17 protein-coding genes are annotated in these 20098 nt (G+C 70.7%); 12 read left to right on the top strand and 5 right to left on the bottom strand.

Annotated features, from left to right (window positions below):
• Positions 1-63 precede the first annotated feature (63 nt).
• The 9 genes from BLQ91_RS36920 to BLQ91_RS36880 all read left to right on the top strand — a co-directional run bounded on the left by BLQ91_RS36920 (position 64) and on the right by BLQ91_RS36880 (position 10923).
• Positions 64-369 carry a chorismate mutase family protein gene (locus BLQ91_RS36920; RefSeq protein ID WP_090104770.1) on the top strand — a complete coding sequence of 102 codons (306 nt, stop codon included), beginning with the start codon at positions 64-66 and terminating at the stop codon, positions 367-369.
• A gap of 34 nt (positions 370-403) precedes the next feature.
• Positions 404-2440: an aminodeoxychorismate synthase component I gene (pabB, locus tag BLQ91_RS36915; protein ID WP_090104768.1), complete on the top strand. Its 2037-nt coding sequence runs from the start codon at positions 404-406 to the stop codon at positions 2438-2440.
• Positions 2437-3330 carry a prephenate dehydrogenase/arogenate dehydrogenase family protein gene (locus tag BLQ91_RS36910; RefSeq protein ID WP_090104766.1) on the top strand — a complete coding sequence of 298 codons (894 nt, stop codon included), beginning with the start codon at positions 2437-2439 and terminating at the stop codon, positions 3328-3330. Before pabB ends, BLQ91_RS36910 begins: the two co-directional genes overlap by 4 nt.
• The gene (locus BLQ91_RS36905; RefSeq protein ID WP_090104764.1) at positions 3327-5006 is read left to right on the top strand and encodes a class I adenylate-forming enzyme family protein; all 1680 of its coding nucleotides are present in this window, start codon (positions 3327-3329) and stop codon (positions 5004-5006) included. The genes BLQ91_RS36910 and BLQ91_RS36905 overlap by 4 nt, the downstream gene beginning before the upstream one ends.
• A 98-nt stretch (positions 5007-5104) precedes the next feature.
• Complete coding sequence (gene aroF / locus BLQ91_RS36900; protein ID WP_218130556.1) at positions 5105-6163, top strand: 3-deoxy-7-phosphoheptulonate synthase; 1059 nt, start codon at positions 5105-5107, stop codon at positions 6161-6163.
• A gap of 79 nt (positions 6164-6242) precedes the next feature.
• On the top strand, positions 6243-8219 hold the full coding sequence (locus BLQ91_RS36895; protein WP_245734213.1) for an FAD/NAD(P)-binding protein: 1977 nt from the start codon (positions 6243-6245) through the stop codon (positions 8217-8219).
• Between the two features lie 116 nt (positions 8220-8335).
• Positions 8336-9760, top strand: a complete 1425-nt coding sequence (locus BLQ91_RS36890) for a class-II fumarase/aspartase family protein (protein ID WP_090104762.1) — start codon at positions 8336-8338, stop codon at positions 9758-9760.
• Between the two features lie 7 nt (positions 9761-9767).
• Complete coding sequence (locus tag BLQ91_RS36885) at positions 9768-10568, top strand: isocitrate lyase/PEP mutase family protein (protein ID WP_090104788.1); 801 nt, start codon at positions 9768-9770, stop codon at positions 10566-10568.
• A 145-nt stretch (positions 10569-10713) separates the two neighbouring features.
• Positions 10714-10923, top strand: a complete 210-nt coding sequence (locus tag BLQ91_RS36880) for a hypothetical protein (protein WP_090104761.1) — start codon at positions 10714-10716, stop codon at positions 10921-10923.
• A gap of 139 nt (positions 10924-11062) precedes the next feature.
• On the opposite strand, the gene BLQ91_RS36875 is transcribed toward BLQ91_RS36880, so the two are convergent.
• The 5 genes from BLQ91_RS36875 to BLQ91_RS41900 form a co-directional block, all read right to left on the bottom strand.
• Positions 11063-12355, bottom strand: coding sequence for an MFS transporter (locus BLQ91_RS36875; RefSeq protein WP_090104759.1), 1293 nt, complete (start codon positions 12353-12355; stop codon positions 11063-11065).
• Between the two features lie 95 nt (positions 12356-12450).
• Positions 12451-12870, bottom strand: coding sequence for a cupin domain-containing protein (locus BLQ91_RS36870; RefSeq protein WP_090104757.1), 420 nt, complete (start codon positions 12868-12870; stop codon positions 12451-12453).
• 49 nt (positions 12871-12919) lie between these two features.
• Positions 12920-14635: an AMP-binding protein gene (locus tag BLQ91_RS36865; RefSeq protein ID WP_090104755.1), complete on the bottom strand. Its 1716-nt coding sequence runs from the start codon at positions 14633-14635 to the stop codon at positions 12920-12922.
• A 14-nt stretch (positions 14636-14649) separates the two neighbouring features.
• Positions 14650-16575, bottom strand: coding sequence for an FAD/NAD(P)-binding protein (locus BLQ91_RS36860; RefSeq protein WP_090104753.1), 1926 nt, complete (start codon positions 16573-16575; stop codon positions 14650-14652).
• Positions 16576-16771: 196 nt separating this feature from the next.
• Positions 16772-16942: a hypothetical protein gene (locus tag BLQ91_RS41900; RefSeq protein WP_218130554.1), complete on the bottom strand. Its 171-nt coding sequence runs from the start codon at positions 16940-16942 to the stop codon at positions 16772-16774.
• Positions 16943-17189: 247 nt separating this feature from the next.
• On the opposite strand from BLQ91_RS41900, the gene BLQ91_RS36855 reads away from it, so the two are divergent.
• The 3 genes from BLQ91_RS36855 (at position 17190) to BLQ91_RS41895 (ending at position 19877) form a co-directional block, all read left to right on the top strand.
• The gene (locus BLQ91_RS36855) at positions 17190-17429 is read left to right on the top strand and encodes a hypothetical protein (protein WP_090104752.1); all 240 of its coding nucleotides are present in this window, start codon (positions 17190-17192) and stop codon (positions 17427-17429) included.
• 424 nt (positions 17430-17853) lie between these two features.
• Positions 17854-19050 carry a cytochrome P450 gene (locus BLQ91_RS36845; RefSeq protein ID WP_090104750.1) on the top strand — a complete coding sequence of 399 codons (1197 nt, stop codon included), beginning with the start codon at positions 17854-17856 and terminating at the stop codon, positions 19048-19050.
• Between the two features lie 53 nt (positions 19051-19103).
• Positions 19104-19877 (top strand): hypothetical protein, encoded by a 774-nt coding sequence (locus BLQ91_RS41895; RefSeq protein WP_218130553.1) that lies wholly within the window; start codon positions 19104-19106, stop codon positions 19875-19877.
• The last annotated feature ends 221 nt before the right edge of the window (positions 19878-20098 follow it).

Below are 20098 nucleotides of genomic sequence, written 5' to 3'. Positions count from 1 at the left end.
CCCGCCGACGAGGCCTCCGGACGCACGAGCCGGGGGCCTCGTCGCACGTCCGGAGGATCCGACATGACCGCTCCGACCACGGTTCCCGTCACGAACGACGCCCTGGAAGCCCTGCGCGCCAAGCTCGACGCGATCGACGTCGTGCTGCTCGACACGCTGCGCCGGCGCATCGAGGTGTGCGTGGACATCGCGGTGCACAAGCGCGAACACGACGTGCCGATGATGCAGCCGCACCGGATAGGCATCGTCCAGCGCCGGGCGGCCGACTACGGCCTCGAGCACGGCGTCGACCTGGACTTCCTGCGCACCCTCTACGACCTGATCATCGCTGAGACCTGCCGCGTGGAGGACGAGGTCATCGGCGCCTGAGCCACCGCGAGAGCTGCGAAAGGGCGGCCCCACCATGCGCACGCTTCTGATCGACAACTACGACTCCTTCACCTACAACCTCTTCCAGCTGCTCGGCGAGGTCAACGGCGTGGCGCCCACCGTGGTCCGCAACGACGTCGACTGGTCCTCGATCGACGTGGGCGAGTTCGACGCGGTCGTCATCTCCCCCGGTCCGGGCAGCCCGGACGTCGACACCGACTTCGGGGTGAGCGCCAGGGCGATCCTGGAGAGCGGACTGCCCGTGCTCGGCGTCTGCCTCGGCCACCAGGGAATCTGCCACCTCTTCGGCGGCACGGTCGGGCTGGCGCCGGCGCCGGTGCACGGGCGGGTGTTCCCGGTGGAGCACACCGGCGTGGACGTCTTCGCCGGGCTGCCCTCGCCGTACAACGTGGTGCGCTACCACTCGCTGGCCGCGACCTCGTTGCCCGACTGCCTGGAGCCGATCGCCTGGACCGACGGCATCGTCATGGGCGTCCGGCACCGCAGCCTGCCGATCTGGGGTGTGCAGTTCCACCCGGAGTCCATCAGCAGCGAGTACGGCCGCGAGCTCCTCGCCAACTTCCGCGACCTCGCCCTGTCCCGCAGCCGCGGTTACCAGGTGCACGTGCGCAAGGTGGCGGCGCTGCCGGACACGGAAGCGTTGTTCCGCAAGCTCTTCGCCGGCGGCAGCCGGCCGTTCTGGCTGGACAGCAGCTCGGTGATCGACGGCCTGTCGCGGTTCTCGTACATGGGTGACGCCTCCGGGCCGCTCGCCGAGTACCTGAGCTACCGGATCTCGGAGAACACGGTCACCGTCGAGAAGAACGGCACCACCACCGAGGTCGAGTCGCCCTTCTTCGCCTACCTCGACGAGCAGCTCGCCCAGCGCGCCATCCCGACACCGGAGGGCGTGCCGTTCGACTTCAACCTCGGCTACGTCGGCTACCTCGGCTACGAGCTCAAGGCCGAGTCCGGCGCGCACGCGGTGAACCAGGCGGAGGAACCGGACGCGGCGATGGTGTTCGCCGACCGGCTCATCGCGGTCGACCACGTCGCGGGCGAGACGTACCTGCTCGCGCTGAGCCTCGACGGCGTGGACGCCGACGCCCTGGCCTGGCTCTCGGTCATGGGCGACCAGGTCGCCGCCACGTCGAGGGCCGGGGAGGAGGCCGCGCGGACGACGCAGTGGTCCGACATGAACTCGCCGGCGGCGCGCAAGATCGCCGTGCTGCGGCACGACCACGACGCGTACCTCAAGCGCATCAACGAGTGCTTCCACGAGATCGACCACGGCGAGTCGTACGAGATCTGCCTCACCAACGAGGTGAGCATGGACGTGCGGATCGACCCGCTGACCACCTACACGCACCTGCGCGGCATCAGTCCGGTGCCGTACGGCGCTTTCCTCGACTTCCCCGGTGTCTCGGTCATGAGCGCCTCGCCGGAGCGGTTCCTGTCGATCGGCGTGGACCGCGTCGCCGAGGCCAAGCCGATCAAGGGCACCCGGCCGCGCGGCGCCACGCCGGAGGAGGACGAGGCCCTCAAGGCCGACCTGTTCTCCAACGAGAAGGACCAGGCCGAGAACCTCATGATCGTCGACCTGATCCGCAACGACCTCAACGTCGTGTCGGAGATCGGCTCGGTGCACGTGCCGAAGCTGTTCGACGTGGAGACCTACGCGCCGGTCCACCAGCTGGTGTCGACGATCCGCGGCACGCTGCGGGCAGACCAGTCGTCGGTGGCCTGCGTGCGGGCGGCGTTCCCCGGCGGCTCGATGACCGGTGCGCCGAAGCTGCGCACGATGGAGATCATCGACCGGCTGGAGGAGGGCCCGCGCGGCGTCTACTCCGGCGCGATCGGCTGGTTCGGCCTCAGCGGCGCGGTGGACCTCAACATCGTCATCCGCACGCTCGTGGCGACCGGGTCCGGTGTCCGCTTCGGCGTCGGTGGCGCGATCATCGCGCTGTCGGACGCCGAGGAGGAGTTCGCCGAGACCGCGGTGAAGTCCCGCGCCATGGTGACCGCGGTCGTCGACACGGCCCTCGAGACCGCGCTCGGGGACGTGGCATGACGACCCGCTGCGTCGTCGCCGGCGGGGACGGCGCGGTGGGCACGTTGTTCGTCGAACTGCTGACGGCCTCGGGCGCCGAGGTGCACGTCGCGGACAGCGCGTCCGGAGCCGACATCACCGCTCCGGACGCGCTGCTCGCGGCCGAGCTCGCCCTGGCCGACGTCGTGGTGCTCGCGGTGCCGGAACCCGTGGCGCTGCGAGCACTCGGACCGGTCGCGGCGGTGCTCTCGCCCGGCGCGCTGGTCGTCGACACGCTGTCGGTCAAGAGCCGCTACGCCGCGGCGGCGACCACCGTGCGGTCCGATGTGGAGCTTCTCGGGCTCAACCCGATGTTCGCTCCCTCATTGGGCTTCCCCGGCCGGCCGGTGGCCGCCGTGGAGCTCGGCGGCGGTCCTCGCACCGAGGAGCTGCTCGACCTGCTGACCGGCGCGGGTGCCCGCGTCGTCCGCGTGACAGCCGACCGGCACGACCGGCTGGCCGCGGCGTCCCAGGCACTCACCCACGCCGCCGTCCTGTCGTTCGGGGCGGCGCTGGCCGAGCTCGACGTCACCGCGGACGAACTCGCCGCGCTCGCCCCACCCCCGCACGCGACCCTGCTGGCCCTGCTGGCGCGGATCGCGGGCGGTACCCCCGAGGTCTACTGGGACGTCCAGTCGGCGAACCCGTTCGCCGAGACCGCCCGCGACGCTCTGCGCGCGGGCACGGCCACCCTTGCCGCCGCGGTCGGCGCGGGAGAGGCCGAGTTCACCGATCTTCTGTCGGCTCTGCGTTCCGTGCTGGGCGATCGACTGCCCGGGTACGGCGCCCTCTGCGCCCGGATGTTCCAGACGCAGAACGAAGCCGGCCAGAGCGAAACACCTGTCAGCACCGCGAGAGGGGATTCTCCATGACCACGTTCGCACCCACCGTCCTCAACGTCGAACAGCGCGCCGCCGTCGCCGCGGACCCCACGATCGGCGGCGGCAACCTGCTCGCCTCCGCCATCGCCGCGAGCCCGGCTCCGGACCAGCCGTTCCTCCGCACCCTGAAGCCGCTGCTGAACACCAGGGGCGAGCCTCAGAACGAGTTCAGCCTGCTGCAACTGGACGAGCTCGTGCAGAGCTGGGCGGTCTGGTACCACGACGAGAAGGGCGTCCGCCCGCGCGACCGCGTGGTCGTGTGGATCGAGGACACCTTCGCCTACCACGTCCACTTCTACGCACTGGCCCAGATCGGCGCCATCGCGGTGCTGATCAACACCAAGGCGTCCCGGGAGATCGCCGAGTCGCTGACCGGCCAGACAACGCCGGTCGGCATCTTCGCCGGACAGTCCAGGATGGACGTGCTGGCGGACTTCGCGGCGACCCTGCCGTCCGTCCGGTGGACCCAGGTGGCGGAGGAGCAGCCCTTCCCGCCACAGGCCGAGCTGACGACGGAGATGAAGTTCCGCCACCACGACGAGGACCCGGTCACGGTCCTGCACTCGTCGGGCACCACCGGCCTGCCCAAGCCGACCATCCACACCCACGGCTCCATCGTCGCGGGCCCGAAGTTCCGGCTGGTCGACTTCAAGGAACAGCCGGGCTCGATGACCATGACCAGCCTCCCGCAGTCGCACCTGGGCTGCATCGCCTACACCGTGTACGCGGTGCTGTCGGGCTCGCAGACCACCGCGGGCTTCGACCGTCCCGGCGAGGAGATGGCCGCGGCGGTGGCCGAGCTCAAGCCGACCACGGTCATGTCGTTCGCCCACGCCTACTCCGAGATCCCCGCGCTGGACCTGGCGCCGGGAGCACTGGACTCGGTCAACGTGTGGGTGTCCATCGGTGACGCGGTGCACGAGGCGCACATCAAGGACATCCTCGGCCGGCGCAGCCCGGACCTGCCGCAGTCGGCGTTCTTCGACCGGCTCGGCACGACGGAGCTCGGCTGGGGTGTGCTGCTCAAGGTCCGCACGCTCGACACCGAGCGCAACGACCGGTGTGCGGGCAAGCCGGTCGGGGTCGCCGAAGTGACGATCCTGCGCCCCGACGGCACCTACGCCGACGACAACGAGGTCGGCCTGCTCGCGGCCAAGGGGCCGGCCATCACGCCCGGCTACTGGGACAACCACGGCCTCAACTACAGCAGCCGCCTGTCGGGCTACTGGCTCACCGGCGACAACGGCTACCGCGACTCCAACGGCGACCACTTCCTGGTGGACCGGACGGTCGACGCGCTGGTCACCCCCGAGCGCACCGGCTACTCGGTGTTCATGGAGGAGATCCTGCTCGCCGACGTGCCCGACGTCGTGGACTGCGCGGTCGTCGCGGGCCGGGCCGGCGGGGACGTCGTCCCGGTCGCGGTGGTCGTGCCGCAGCCGGGCACCGACCCGAACCCGGACAAGATGCTGCGGCTCGCCAACGAGGAGCTCGCCCGTGCGGGCCACCTCACGCTCGGCGCGCTCGAGCTGGCGCGCACCGACGAGGACTTCCCCGTCGGCGTCACCGGCAAGGTGCTCAAGCGGAACCTCCGCGAGAAGTACGCCGACCTGCCCGCCTACACCACGTCCGCCGACCCCCGGTCGTTCGCCGCTGTGACGGCCTGACCGGTCGGTCCCACCCCCTGCTCGTGCCCCGCGGTGGTCCGTTGCCGCGGGGCACGAGTGTCCACACCAGACTTTCTTCCGCACCCAGGAGGTTCACCGTGTCCAGTCAGTCGATCCTGGCCTTCGCCCCCGGCACCCCGGCTTCCCGTCTCAACGAGTGGCTGCAGTTCTTCGACACCAACGGCACCACCGCCGTCCAGCAGTTCCTGGGTGACGCACCGGTGATCCTCGCTCACGGTCCGGGTGTCGAAACCAGGGCACCCGCGTCGTTCACCGCACCGGTCGCGAAGGTCGCGGTGACGGGCGACTTCCGCTTGGGCCGCAGGGAGCTGCGCCCTCAGGGAACGATCGTGCGCATCGGCGACGCGGCCGTCGGCGACGGTTCGCTCAACGTGTTCGCCGGTCCCTGCGCGGTGGAGAACGAGCAGCAGCTGCTCGCCTGCGCCGACGTCGCGGCCAACTACGGCTCGGTCGGCCTGCGCGGCGGCGCGTTCAAGCCCCGCACGTCGCCGTACTCCTTCCAGGGCCTCAAGTGGGCCGGTCTGGAGCTGCTCGCCGGAGCCCGCCAGCACACCGGCCTGCCGATCCTCACCGAGGTGCTCGACCCCCGCCACGTCGAACGGGTCGCGGAGATCGCGGACGGCCTGCAGATCGGCGCGCGCAACATGCAGAACTTCGAGCTGCTGACCGAGGTCGGCAAGTCCGGCCGGCCGGTGGTGCTCAAACGCGGCTTCGGCTGCACCGTCGACGAGACGCTGGCGGCCGCGGAGTACGTGCTGGCGCAGGGCAACGACCAGGTCATCCTGTGCGAGCGCGGCATCAGGACGTTCGAGCACGCCACCCGCTTCACGCTCGACATCTCGGCGGTGGCGCTGATGAAGCAGCGTTCGCACCTGCCGGTGATGGTCGACCCGAGCCACTCCGTCGGCATCCCGGCACTCGTCGAGCCCGTCTCGATGGCCGCGGCCGCTGCCGGCGCGGACGCCCTGCTGATCGACGTGCACGTCGCGCCGGAGCAGGCGCTGTGCGACGGCAAGCAGGCGCTGCTGCCGTCCGACTTCGGCGCTCTCATGGGCAAGCTCGAGCTCCTCGCGATGGGTCTCGGCCGCAAGATGGCGGGCGTCATGCGCCCCGTGCTGGCCGACGTCGAGCGCTGATCTCCCCCTTCCCGACCCTTTTCCGACCGACTCCCCCACCGCGAGGGGCCGAGTGTGGTCGTGCCCACTGGAGGACACCGTGACGCACATCTGCATCATCGGCGCGGGACCACGCGGGTTGTCGGTGCTGGAGCGCCTGCACTCGACGGCCGCGGCGCAGAACCCACCCCAGCCGATCACCGTCCACGTCGTGGACCCGAACCTGCACAGCGGCAGCGCGGTGTGGCGCGTCGACCAGTCACGCGAGCTGCTGATGAACACAGTCGCAGCCCAGATCACCATGTTCGCCGACGAGACCGTCACCTGCGCGGGGCCGATCGTGCCGGGACCGAGCCTGCACGAGTGGGCGCGGTTCGCCGAACACCTCGGCAAGGAGGACGCGCTGCCGGACTGGGTGCGCACCGAATGCCGCGACCTCGGTGCGGACTCCTACCCCACCCGCGCGCTGTACGGCCACTACCTGCGGTGGGTGCTGCGGCACCTGCTGCGGACGGCCTCAGCCAACCTGACCATCACCCTGCACACCGTGACCGCCGTCAACCTGACCGACGCCGAGGACGGGACGCAGGTCGTCGAGCTCGGCGACGGCACCGTCCTCGGAGGACTCGACTCGGTGGTCCTCACCCAGGGCCACCTGCCGACGATGATGTCCGAGATGGAGCTCGAGCTCGCCGAGCACGCGGCCCGCAACGGGCTGAACTACGTCGCTCCCGGCAACCCCGCGAACGCCGACCTGTCGTTCGTCCAGCCCGGCGACGAGATCGCGTTGCGCGGCATGGGCCTCAACTTCTTCGACCACATGGCCCTGCTGACCACGGGACGCGGCGGCCGGTTCGCCCGCTCCGACGACGGATCGCTCACCTACCACCCGTCCGGCGCGGAACCGGTGCTGATCGCGGGTTCCCGCCGCGGCGTCCCGTACACCGCCCGCGGCGAGAACCAGAAGGGAGCCTTCGGCCGCCACGAACCGCTCTTCCTGACACCGTGGGTGATCCGCACCCTGCGCCGGCGCGCCGAGCGGGGTCGTCCCGCCGACTTCCGCACGGAGATCTGGCCGCTGATCGACCGCGAGGTCCGTTCGGTGTACTACACGGCACTGGTCGCCCAGCGCTCGTGCTCCTGCGAGGGGGAGGTGTTCTCCCGGCGGTACCGCGCGGTGTGCGAGGAGCAGTTCGCGAACACCCCCGTCGGAGAACCGTTCGACCAGCCCAGGTCCGACGCGGAGAACATGCTCCTCGACCGCTTCGGCATCGCGGAGGCCGACCGCTGGGACTGGAACGCCATCTCCAAGCCGTACGGCGACCAGGAGTTCGAAGACGCCGGCTCGTACCGCGCGTGGCTCGTGTCGTACCTGAAGGACGACGTGCGGGAAGCGTTGCGCGGCAACGTGCAGAGCCCCGTCAAGTCCGCTTTGGACGCCATGCGCGACCTGCGCAACGAGATCCGCCAGATCGTCGACCACTCGGGGATCAGCGGCGACTCGTACCGCGACGACCTGCAGAAGTGGTACACGCCGTTCAACGCCTTCGTGTCCATCGGCCCGCCCGTGCGGCGGATCGAGGAGATGATCGCGCTGATCGAGGCCGGTGTCCTGCGCGTGGTGGGACCGGGCATGGAGGTCCGCCCGGCTCCCGACGGCGCCTCGTTCCTGGTGAGCTCGGCCCGGGTGCCGGGAGAGCCGGTCCAGGTGACCACGCTGATCGAGGCGCGGCTGCCGGAGCCGGACATCCGCACCACCACGGACCCGCTGCTGGGCGGACTGCTCGCCCGCGGCGAGTGCGTGTTGCACCGCATCCCCCTGTCCGGCGGCGGCCACTACGAGACGGGCGGCCTCGCCGTGGGCCCGCGCCCGTACCCCGTGCTCGGCCCCGGACGGGTGCCGCACCCGCGCCGGTTCGCGTTCGGCGTGCCCACCGAGACGGTGCACTGGGTGACGGCGGCGGGCATCCGTCCCGGCGTCAACTCGGTGATCCTCGCCGACGCGGACGCGGTCGCCCAGGCGTGCGTCGCGGCGACCGCGGCCGTGCCGCGGTCATCGCTCATCGCCGGTTTCTGAGCCGGTCAGTCCCCGATCCCGCGGGGCGCCGCACCTCCCCTGGCGGCGCCCCGCTCCCTCCTGCCCGTCCCCTCCCCCACCAACCTTCTCCGACCCCTTCCACCCAGGAGTCCGTCATGCCCGACAGCGCTTCCCGTGACAGCGCTTCTCCCGACAGCGGGCTCCTCGCCCCCGTGCGTGCGGGCGTCGTGGCCGCGTCGCTGACCGACGACGCCGCGTGGTTGCGCGCCATGCTCGACGCCGAGGCCGCCCTGGTGCGCGCCCAGGCGACACTCGGCGTGGCACCGCGCCACGCGGCCGACGTCATCACGGAGGTCGCCGGCACCGCGGAGTTCGACCTCGTCGCCCTGGCCAGGGCGGCCCGCGGTGCCGCGAACCCCGTGGTGGCCGTGGTGGGCGCACTCGGCGCGGCCGTGGCGGAGGCCGACCCCGCGGCCGCGCAGTACGTGCACCGCGGCTCGACGAGCCAGGACATCCTGGACACCGCCGCCATGCTCGTCGTGGCGCGCACCAGCACCGAGATCCTCGAAGACCTCCGGCGGGTCGAGACCGCCGCGCTGCGGCTCGCCGCGGCACACCGCGACACGCTCATGGCCGGCCGCACCCTCGGCGCGCACGCCGTCCCCGTCACGTTCGGCCTCAAGGCCGCGGGCTGGGCGACGGCCGTGCACGACGCCGCGAAACGGTTGAGCAGGCTGACGCTCCCGATCCAGCTCGGCGGCGCGGCGGGCACTCTCGCCGGCTACCTGGAGAGCGCGAAGGCCGAGTCCGGCGGCGAGGTCGCCGGGGACTACGCGCGGCTGCTCGGTGAGGAGTTCGCCAAGCAGACGGGACTGTCGGCACCGCTGCTCCCCTGGCACACCAACAGGATTCCCATCGCCGAGACCGGCTTCGCCGCGGCACTCGTCACCGGTGTGCTCGGCAAGATCGCCGTGGACGTGCAGGTGTTGTCGCGCACCGAGATCAGCGAGGTCGCCGAACCCTTCGCGGAAGGCCGCGGAGTCTCGTCCGCCATGCCGCACAAGCGCAACCCGGCGCTGGCCACCCTCATCCGCGCGGCCGCCACCCAGACACCGGGCCTCATCGCGACCCTGGCGTCGTGCCTGCCCGCGGAGGACGAGCGCCCCGCCGGCGCCTGGCACGCCGAGTGGCACCCGCTGCGCGAGCTGCTCCGGCTCACGGCGGGCGCCGCCGAAACCGCCGTGGAACTGGTCGAAGGCCTGACCGTGGACGCCGAACGGATGCGCGACAACCTCGACCTGACGCACGGCCTGATCGTCTCGGAGCGCCTGTCCGCCACCCTGGTGCCGCGCCTCGGCCGCACCGAGGCGGTCACGGCGATCCGCGCCGCGTCCCTCACCGCCCACCACACGAGGACGCCGTTGCACGACGTCCTCGCCGCGGACCCCGCGGTGACCGCGCACCTGACCGCGACCGAACTCGCCGACCTGACCCGGCCCAGCGGCTACCTGGGCGCGGCGGGGAGCCTGGTCGACGACACCCTGGCCGCTCTGGCCTGGCCCCGCACAGACACCGAATGAGGCGATGATGGCGAACCAGAAGGCGACGACGTTCCGGAGCCTGCACGACGACGGCCTGCTGGTCCTGCCCAACGCGTGGGACGCCGCCAGTGCCGCACTCGTCGAGCGGGCGGGAGCGAAAGCGATCGCGACGACCAGCGCCGGTGTGGCGTGGTCGCTCGGCCGCCGCGACGGTCAGGGGCTCAGCCGCGCGGAGGCGGTCGGTGCCGTCGCCAGGATCGCGGCCGCGGTCGGCGTGCCGGTCACCGCCGACGTCGAAGGCGGCTACGACGACCTGGCCGCCACCGTCAGCGAGGTGATCGGTGCCGGCGCGGTGGGCGTCAACGTCGAGGACTCGAAGGACGACGGCACCCTGTTCGGCATCTCCGAACAGGGTGAGCGCCTGGCCGGTGTTCGTGCCGCGGCGGCCTCGGCGGGGCTGCCGGAACTGCTGGTCAACGCGCGCATCGACGTCTACCTGCTCGGCATCGGGGCACCGGGGGGACGGCTCGACGAGGTGCTGGCCCGTGCCGCCGCGTACGCGGACGCCGGCGCGGACTGCCTCTACGTCATCGGGCTCAGCGACCTCGACGCGATCAGCCACATCGCCGAGGCGTCCGCACTGCCGCTCAACGTGCTGGCCTTCCCCGGCGCACCGACCGCGGCCGAGTTCGAGGCGGCGGGCGTGCGCCGGCTCAGCGTCGGCCCGCTCGTCGCCCAGGCCGCGTACGCCGTCGCCGAACGCGCCGCCGCGGAACTCCTGGCCACAGGCACCTGCAAGGAGCTGGAAGGGGGTGTCGACTACGGCACGCTGAACGCCCTTTTCTGAAGGCAACAGACCCGCCTCCACCTCTATCGACCCGCTATCGAACCACCCTGCACAGACCGACAGAGCGCCGATCGAGGACCGATGGAGCCGGTGGCTGAACTGGTGTCAGCCAGGGGGAACGCCCCCGAGAACACCGGAGGTAAAGATGTTCGCCAGCCGCAAGTCCGCCGCCTCGACCCTGATCTCGCTCATCATCGCCACGCTCGCCATCCTCGGAATCGCGAGCGGCACGGCCTCTGCGGCTGACACGCACTGGAACACCCCGGCGACCACCACCGAGGGCCCCGGCGACTGCCCGGAGGACACCCACTGGAGCACCGACCTCCTGGTCTGCGTCGAGGACACCCACTGGTGAACCTGCACCACCGCGAACCCCCTGACGAACCCCCGTCCTGAAGTCTCAGGACGGGGGTTTTTCGTGTTCCACGACCCTTGGCCGAACAGCCGGATCGGCCGGGAAGCGTCCGCTTCCCGGCCGATCCGGCTCAGCGAGGTCAGCCGACCGGCTGCTCCTTCGGCATCATCAGCGCGGAGGCGACCGCCGGCACCGCGCCCACGACGAGCATCACCACCGGCCACGACGACACCGACAGCACGATCGGGATGATCAGCGGGGTGACGAACGCGCCGCCGAACACCATCGTGTTCTCCAGGCCGAGCGCGGTACCCGACCGCTCGGCGCCCGCCATCGTGGCGATCTCGGCGTAGTGCACGCCGTGCCAGCCGCAGGCGAGGAACCCGGCGGTGACGAAGAGCGCGATCACCAGCCACGTCGGCGCGAACGAGTAGCCCGCCACCCCGACGAACGCGACGGCGATCGCCCAGCTGTACCCGCGCACGAGGGTCCTGCGGTACCGGCCTCCCCGGTTGTCGGTCCACCGGCCGCTCCACACCCGCGAGGCGGCGGCGAGGACCTGGACCACCACGAGCGCCACCACGACGCCCTCGATCGGCAGGCCGATCTCCGAGGTGAGGAACACCGTGCCGAAGGTGAGGACGGTGAACTGCGGGAGGTCGAGCAGGAACGCGGTGATCGCGACGCGCCAGATGTCCCAGCGCCGCAACGGGCTGATGGTCGTCGTCGCCGCGATGCCGCCGGACGCCTTGGTGCGCGCGATGGGCGGCTCGTCCAGCCACAGCACGACGGCGATGGTCGCCGCGAGCATGAACACCGTCAGGAACGCGAACACCCACCGGAAGCCGGCGCCCAGGGCGAGCGAGGGCAGGATGGCGGCACCGAGCGCGCCGCCCAGCGGCACGGCGGCGACCCTCAGGCTGATGGCGAAGCCCCGCTTGTTGGCCGGGAACCAGCCCATGACCGCGCGGCCGGACGCTCCGTTGACACAGCCGCCGAGCGCACCGGACAGGAACAGCACCGCGGCCAGCGCCCACGCCGCGGGAGCCGTGCCACCGCCGGGAACCAGGAACGCGGTGACGTAGGCGAGGGTGGCGGTCGTGCCGCCGAGGCCGACGATCAGCACGGTGCGCTCACCGATGCGGTCCGAGAGGATCCCCCAGAACACGTCGGTGACGAAGATGCCCGCCGTCACGGCCGCGAGCACGAGTCCCAGCTGGGACAGGGAGTAGCCGTAGGCGGCGGCGAGGATGGAGCCCGAGGTCGGGATGCCCTGGAACGCGGCGCTGAACGCCGCCTGGGCGAAGATCCCGATGCCGAGGATGCCCCAGCGGTAGCGGGACGAGTGCCTCTTTCCGGTGCGCCCGATGACGATGTCGTCGGTGTGCGGGGGCTGGGTGGTCTGTGGTGGGTCCTGCGTCTGCTGGGACATCGGAGGTTCTCCTGGGTCGTTGCACGGGGTCGCCGGTCGTGAGGACACGGGCGTGGTGCGGTGGGGCCGGAGGCCGACCCCACCGCGAAGGGGACCTACTCGGCCGCGGCGCTCGCGGCGACGGTGGCGCTCACCTCGTCGTCGGTGAGCCGGCGGGTGCCCTTCTCCCGCACCACGAGCGCGTAGCACCCGGTCGGGGACGACACCTGGTGCACGCTCTCCGGCTTCTCGATGAACATCGTCCCCGCCGGGTAGCGGTCGCCGTTGTCGTTGTGCAGCTCGCCTTCGAGGATCAGCAGCAGCTCGAAACCGAGGTGCTCGTGCAGGTCGCCGTGCGAACCGGGCTTGAAGTGGGCGATGTAGGCCTCGGCACCGGTCGGACCGGTCTCCGCCGCGGTGTAGAGCCATTCCACGTCCACCTCGTTGCGCCCCGGCTGGACGTACTCCTCCCACTTGATCTGGCCGTTGTGCAGGCCGCCGGTGAAGAGGGACGAGTAGATCTTGATGTCACGCATGGCAGTTCTCTCCTGGGTGTCGTGGTGCGGTTGGTGGAACTGGTGTCTCTCAGCCGATTCCGGGAGCCGCGGGCAGCGCGGTCTCCAGCAGTTCGTCGGCCAGGTACTCGGTCGTGCCGGGGAACTCGGTCCCCGCGGCCCGCTCGACGTCGCGGGCCCGCAGCTCGCCGCGGCGGATCTTCCCGGACGTGGTCTTCGGCAGCGTCGTGAACTCCAGGCGGCGAACCCACTGGTGTGGAGCCAGGTTCGCGCTGGCGTGGCTGAGGATCCGCCGCGCGGTGCCGGCGTCGGGCAGTTCGCCCGCCGCGAGCGCGACGTAGGCCTTCGGCACCACCAGACCCACCGGGTCGGGAGCGGGCACCACCGCGGCCTCCGCCACGGCGTCGTGCTCGAGGAGCACGCTCTCCAGCTCGAACGGGGAGATCCGGTGGTCGTAGGACTTGAACATGTCGTCCGTGCGTCCCAGGTAGTGCAGGTAGCCGTCTTCGTCGCGGTGCGCGATGTCACCGGTGTGGTAGTAACCGCCGGCGAACGTCTTGGCGTTCTTCTCGTCGTCGTCGACGTAGCCGGGCATCACGCCCAACGGCCGCGGCGTGAGGCTGACGCAGACCTCGCCGTCGTCGCCCTCCGCGCCCGTGGCCGGGTCGACGAGCACGATGTCGTAGCCGGGCAACGGTTTTCCCATCGATCCCAGCCGGACCGGCAGCGTGGGGCTGTTGCCGATCTGCGCCGTCGTCTCGGTCTGCCCGTACCCGTCCCGCACGGTCACGCCCCAGGCCGCGCGGACCTGTTCGATCACCTCGGGGTTGAGCGGCTCACCGACGCTTCCCGCCTCCCGCAACGACACCTGCCAGTGCCGCAGGTCCTCCTGGATGAGCATCCGCCACACGGTCGGCGGTGCGCAGAACGTCGTCACGCCGTGCCGGACCATGCGGTCCAGCAGGTCCTTGCCGTTGGGGGTGGTCACGCTCAGCACCGACGCCTCGGCGTTGAGGGGCACGAAGAACGAGCTCCACGCGTGCTTCGCCCAGCCCGGCGCGGAGACGTTCAGGTGGACGTCTCCCGGGCGGACACCGTTCCAGTACATGCCGGACAGGTGCCCCACCGGATAGCTGACGTGGGTGTGCCGCACCAGCTTCGGGCGCGAGGTCGTGCCCGAGGTGAAGTACAGGAACAACGTCTCGTCGGCACGGGTGGGCGCGTCGGGGGTGAAGCCGGCCGGAGCGGACCGCAGGTCGTCGAGGGCGAGCCAGCCGGGCACCCGGCCCGCGCAGATCCTCGTCACGTGGCCGGGCAACCACTCGAAGCCCTCGGTCAGCTCCGGCGTCGTGAGCACGTGCCGCACGTCGGCCCGTTCGACGCGGTCGACCAGGTCGGCGCCGGACACGGTGGTGAAGGTCGGGACGACGACGGCGCCCAGCTTCATCGCGGCCAGCTGCGACTCCCAGACGGCGAGCTGGTTGTCGAGCATCATGAGCAGCCGGTCGCCGCGCCGCACACCGGCGGCGCGCAGGCCGTTGGCGAGACGGTCGGACCGTTCCGAGAGCTCCGCGTAGGAGACCTTCTCCTCGGACCGGCCGCCCACGACGTGCAGCGCCGTGCGGTCGTTCCCGCTCGCCACGGCGTCGAACCAGTCGAGCGCCCAGTTGAACTCGTCGAACTCCGGCCACCTGAACTCGGCGTGGGCGCGGTCGTGGTCGTCGCGGAGCTCCAGCAGCAGGTCCCGCGCGGCGCGGAACTTCTCGGTGGCTGTTCTCGGTGACATGACAGGTCTTCCCCTCAGATCGCGGCGGCCGGATGAGTGGCGGTGGACGCCCCCGGCGTCCGGGCGGCGGTGCGGTGGCGCAGCACGTCCTCGGCGATACCGTCCGCGTCGGTGTGGAAACCGGTCATCGGTCCTGGTCTGCCGGTGCCGATCTGCGTGAACCACCGCGTGTTCTCGGTGGGCACGCCCAGCGCGTACAGGTCGGGGTCGGGGTTGCCGAGCACGTCGATGACGTGGAACGGGCGCCTGGTGACCGCGACGCTGCCGGCGCGGAACCGCACACCGCTCGACAGGTCGGCGTTGACCATCTCCGTGATCAGCCCGTCGGACACCAGACCAGCGATGAGCGCGTCGGTGTTGGACAACAGGGTCGACCGCGGGATGCGCGCGTCGATCAGCGTGGAGACCTCGCGCCGCGATCCGGTGACGCAGGAGGACTCCAGCACGAAGGCGCCGCTCGAGTGGTCCGCCCTGACGGACGTCCCCGGCCCCACCACCGTCAGCAGCCCGGCGCGGATCACGGCGGCCGCCTGGTCCACCCGGATCCAGGGCGGGCCGGCGGACACCATGGTGTTGATGGGGTTGAACCACGTCACGAACTCGCGGTGCGACTCGGGCCGCAGCCCGGCGAAGTCGACGGCCTGCCGCACCATCCCGCGGGTGTCGCGCAGGATGTCCAGCGCCGCCTTGAGCGGGTTGTCGACGTTGCCCTCGCGGGCCTCGGCGACGTCCTGCCGCAGCAGCTCCAGCAGCTCGTCGTGGAAGGCGTCCGGACTGTCGAACTCCCTGTCGACGAACGGCCGCGCGATCTGTTCGAGGTCCAGTGGCGGCACGTCCCCGAGGTCCCACGCCGCCAGCAGCTCCTCGCGGTCGTCGGACGCCAGGTGACCGGCCGCGAACCACTGCGCCGCCTCGTCCCCGTGCCTGCGCCGGACGTGCGCGGTGTAGTAGACGTGCTCGACCTCCAGGCGCAGCAACGACAACACGTCCCGCACGAAGTCGAGCTGCGCGGAACCGGTGATCCGCTGGGCGCCGCGCCGGGCTCGCACGATCGCCGCCTCGGTCACGAACTTGGCCTGGTAGCGGTAGGTCGGGGCCTTCTGGTTGCGGCCGCGCGCCAGCATCACCAGCCCGCTGCGAGAACCCGCGACCAGGTGCGGCTCGCGTCCGCTGGGCAGGTACTCGGTCTGCCCGTCGCGCTCGACGAACCTGCCGCCCCGCCCGATCGTCAGCTCCGCGAGGACGTCGAAGAACGTCAGCCCGAGGCCGATCACGCCGACCTGTTCCCCCGGTGCGATCACACCCAGCGGCATGTCGGCCGCGGAGTCGCCGCGCAGGTACGTCAGGCCGGACCGGTGCCGGGCGAACGTGAGGAGCTCCTTCTCCCCGTCCTCCGGCCTGACCCGCGGGTGCCCGGTGGTCAGCACCACCTTGTCGGCGCTCACCACCGTGCCGCCGGAACCGGTCACCGTCGTCAGCCCGAACTCGCGGGTGAGCGACACGGCCTTCTCCGCCACGTGCCGGACCGTCACGCCGTCCGGCGCGTTGGCGACGATCGCCTCGAACGCCATCCGCAGGTACTCGCCGTACACGGCCCGCGGCCCGTAGTCGTCAGGCCCGACACCGGACCAGCGCGGATGGGTCGAGAGCCAGTCCGAGAACGAAGGCCCGAACCCCGCCCTGGCAGGGCCGCCGTCGGGCCCGGCGGAGAACACGCTCACCTCACCGGCGGCGGTGTTCATCAGGAAGCACACCGACTGCGAAGTCCTCCAGATCCGCCCTGTACCCGCCTCGTCGGGGTCGAACAGGTGCACGCGCACCTCTCCGTCCCTGGGCGTGTCCGCCAAACGCGCGACCAGCCTCTCCAGCACGGAGAGTCCTCGCGGACCCGCGCCGACGATCACCACGTCCAGGTCGGCTCGCGGAATGAAGTCAGTCATGGCTTTCCTTTCCAGGGGTCGACGTGTCCGCCGGAGGTTCGCGGCAGTCGGCCCTATCGACACGGTCCGGCCCTGACCACTCAGGAGGAGGTGACGGGGCGTCCCCGTTCCGCTTCCCTCGTGTCCGTCGGGCTTTCTGTTGCCACGATGGGCATTCCGGCTGTCGACCCGCTATCGATCAGGTATGGGTCCTGGTTCACGGGCTTTCGGGGCAGACGGTGAAGTCGTCGGCGAGGTGGGTGAGGGCGAGGTAGCCGCCGGACGCCAACGTGGCGCGATGGCGGGCGAACAGGCCTGCGGCCTCGGTTTCGGCGCCGAACACGTCCTCGGGGTGGACTGGCTCGTAGTCGACGTACACCACTCGCACGTCCGGCGCGGAAAGGGCTTACCTCGGTGTGCTGAAGGTGATGTGCGAGGACGCGTCAGGCGAGGCCGCCGGGGCGTCCACCTGGTTCAGCACCTGAGCCGACGAGAAGAGAACCGTGGAACTCAACAGCTCCGGGTCGTGCAGCGACTGCACCGACCACCCGCGAATGTCCGGCTACACCGGTCCGGTGCAGCGGAGTCAAACGCACCTGGGGTTGACGAAAGCTGCTCCCGGGTAATGGAAACCCATGGAAGCCGACGCGTCCAAGGACTTCGACAACCGGTCGCCCTTCACCTGGAGAGCTACGACAACGGCGGCGATGTCCCTCATATCGGCGATAACAGGCATCAGCATCGTCACCTCCAGCGGTGAGGGAATCGGGTGGTTGTTCCTGGCGCTTGCACTGGTCGGCGCTCTGATCGCCGCCTTGATCTTCCGCCTCGCCCGGAAGTCCCGTCAGGTGCGGAGCGGAGCCAACGGGCTCTGAGCTCGACTCGGTCGGTGATCTTGATTTCGCCCAGTCGGCCGCAGTCCGCGCGCTGCCGTTCTGGTCGGTCTGTCCGACCGGCAGGCTGCCGAGGCGGTGCGCTGTCGCGCCGACGACGAGGGCCGGCTGCCATCCTCGTCCCGCGCGATCATCCCTCCCCACGACCCCACCGCCCGCTGCGCACGCCGGGGACGGAACACCCGCGCCAAGGATCGCCGAACTCAGCGCGGCCAGCAGATTCGTCGCGACGTCATTGCGATCCTCGCGCTCCGAGACTGGATCACGTGGGCCAGGCCCGAGCACGACACGGACCACGGGATCGCCGCTGAGCCGCCCCGGTTGCCCGTGGCTGGGACGACCACCGCGTTGGGCTTGCTACGGTGAAATGATCTAGGTCGAATCCAGGTGGAGGCGAGGGCCCGGCATGTCCAACTTCCTGGTGGGCGGTGACTTGCGTGCGCGTGAACACCATCGGATCGAGGACGCTGCGCGCGAAGCAGGCCCGCTGCACGCGGTGACGTTGCCCAACGGCGTGAGGATGCAGGTGCTCACGGTCGGGCTTGACCTCAGCCGTCAGTTCCTCGCCGACCAGCGGCTCTCCAAGGACAGCGCGCGGCTGCAGCGCGAGATCAAGCGGCAGCTCGCGGAGCTTGGCCGCGCGCAGGAGAACCTGGGCGGCTTGCTCGGGCCGAGCATGATCAACAGCGACAACCCGCAGCACGCGCGGCTCAGGGCGCTTGCGGTGAAGGCGTTCAACGGCAGGGCGGTGCAGCAGCTGGCGCCGCGCATCGAGGAGATCAGTGCCGAACTGGTCGCCCGGCTGCCCGAGGGCGTGGAGGTCGACCTCGTCCGGGAGTTGGCCGTGCCGATGACCCTGCACGTCATCGGCGAGGTTCTCGGGTTGCCGGTGCAGGATCGCGCACGGGTCCGTGCGTTGATCGAGGCGATGATGTCGATGGAACCCGAGGTGTCGCAGCCGGCCAGCGACGAGTTGGGTGGCTACTTCCACGCGTTGCTCACGAGCGGCGGTCTCGACCCGCGGTCGTTGTTCGGTGCGCTGGCCGCGGTCGACGAGGCGGATGGCCTGAGCCGCGACGAGCTGATGGCCATGGCGTTCCTGCTCGTGGTCGCGGGTCATGAGACTTCGGCCGGACTCATCGCGAACGTGCTGCACGACGCGTTGGACAACGACCTGTGGGCGAAGGCCGCCGAGGATCCCGGGCTCGCGCCCCTGCTCGTCGAGGAGACGTTGCGGCACAACTCGCCGGTTCGCAGCGCCACGTACCGCATCACGACCGAGGCGGTCGAGATCGGTGGGGTGACCGTGCCCGAGGACACGCTGCTGCTGATCAACCTCGGTGCCGCGGGGCGTTGTCCGCAGGCGCACGAGAAGGCCGGCGAGTACCGGCTTGACCGCAAGACCACCGGTCACGCGACTTTCGGGCACGGTCCGCACTTCTGCCTCGGTTCCGCGCTTGCCCGGCTGGAGACCGAAACCGTGCTGCGGCAGCTGACGCGCCGGTTCCCGCGCGCGGTCTACGCGGGTCAGGAGCAGCCCGAGGTGACGCACCACGACGTCATGGCCAGCCTGAAGTCGCTGCCTGTGGTGCTCGGGCGCTGACGGCGACCGCGGCCGAACACGGCCTGCCCACGGAGCCGAAGGCGCTCAACGCCGTGGCGGATGCCGTGAACGCCTTCCGCGCCGCCGACGCGTGGATCGACGAGCACGCCACCCTGGTCGCGACGCGTCGCGAAGCCGACCGGACCGCCGAACAGGCACAGCGTTCTCGGCTCACCGCCGAGCAGCGGGAGGACGAGGCGGACGAAGCCGCAGCGTGCTCGGTGCCCTGCTGGTCGAGCTCGACCAGCTCAAGCAGCGAGCGGGCAGGACACGCAAGAAAGGCGAGCCACGTCCAAGGCGCACACCGGCATTCGGCCGTACCTCGCTCGCCGAGCACAACCGGCCATCGGTTACAGCGCGTTGTCCACTTCGACTCACCCACGTCCGGTTGTCGCAGCCTCAGCACTGGATCGGAGCTAGACCTCGTCGCCGGGCTCCGCGAGACTCTGAATCGTTCGTTCCCTAACGATATCTTCAGGGAGTTCGCATTGAGCAAGCTGCGCGACATTGCTCTTGGGATCGCCGTACTCGGCGTATCGGCTCTTGGCGGGACCGCGCCCGCTCAAGCGCTTCCCGCCGGCGAGCAGGTGGCAGGTCCCGTAGGCGCGCAATGCACCCAGGTCTGGCAGTACGTCGTCATGGACTACGGCGACATGACCAACGCGGAACGCGACGGTTCCTTCGTCGGCTGGGCCGACCCCGGCCACACGTTCAACGTTCGAATCCAGGGCAACCCCCGCTACTACGGGTTCAACGTCTCGAACGGGAAATGGGGATGGATCCTTTCCAGCAAACTGCAGTACACCGGCAACACGTGGTGCGCGTGATCTGACGAACACCCGCGTCTCCAGGCCGGAGGCCCGGAATCAGGAATGGTTCCGGGCCTCCGGCTTCGCCGTGCCTCAAGACCTCGGCAGCCAGCCCTGACCACTTCGGGGCAGCACCGTTGCTCTGTCCGGACCATTTGCGGGCCGAGTGGAACCTGTCCGCGCGGCGCTGCGTCATCCTGTGGACCGAGTACGTACCGCTGCGTTCGGGGGAAGGACGG

The organism is Lentzea jiangxiensis (assembly GCF_900104175.1).
Taxonomy (GTDB): Bacteria; Actinomycetota; Actinomycetes; order Mycobacteriales; family Pseudonocardiaceae; genus Lentzea; species Lentzea jiangxiensis.
This window is presented reverse-complemented; position numbering and strand designations above follow the sequence as displayed.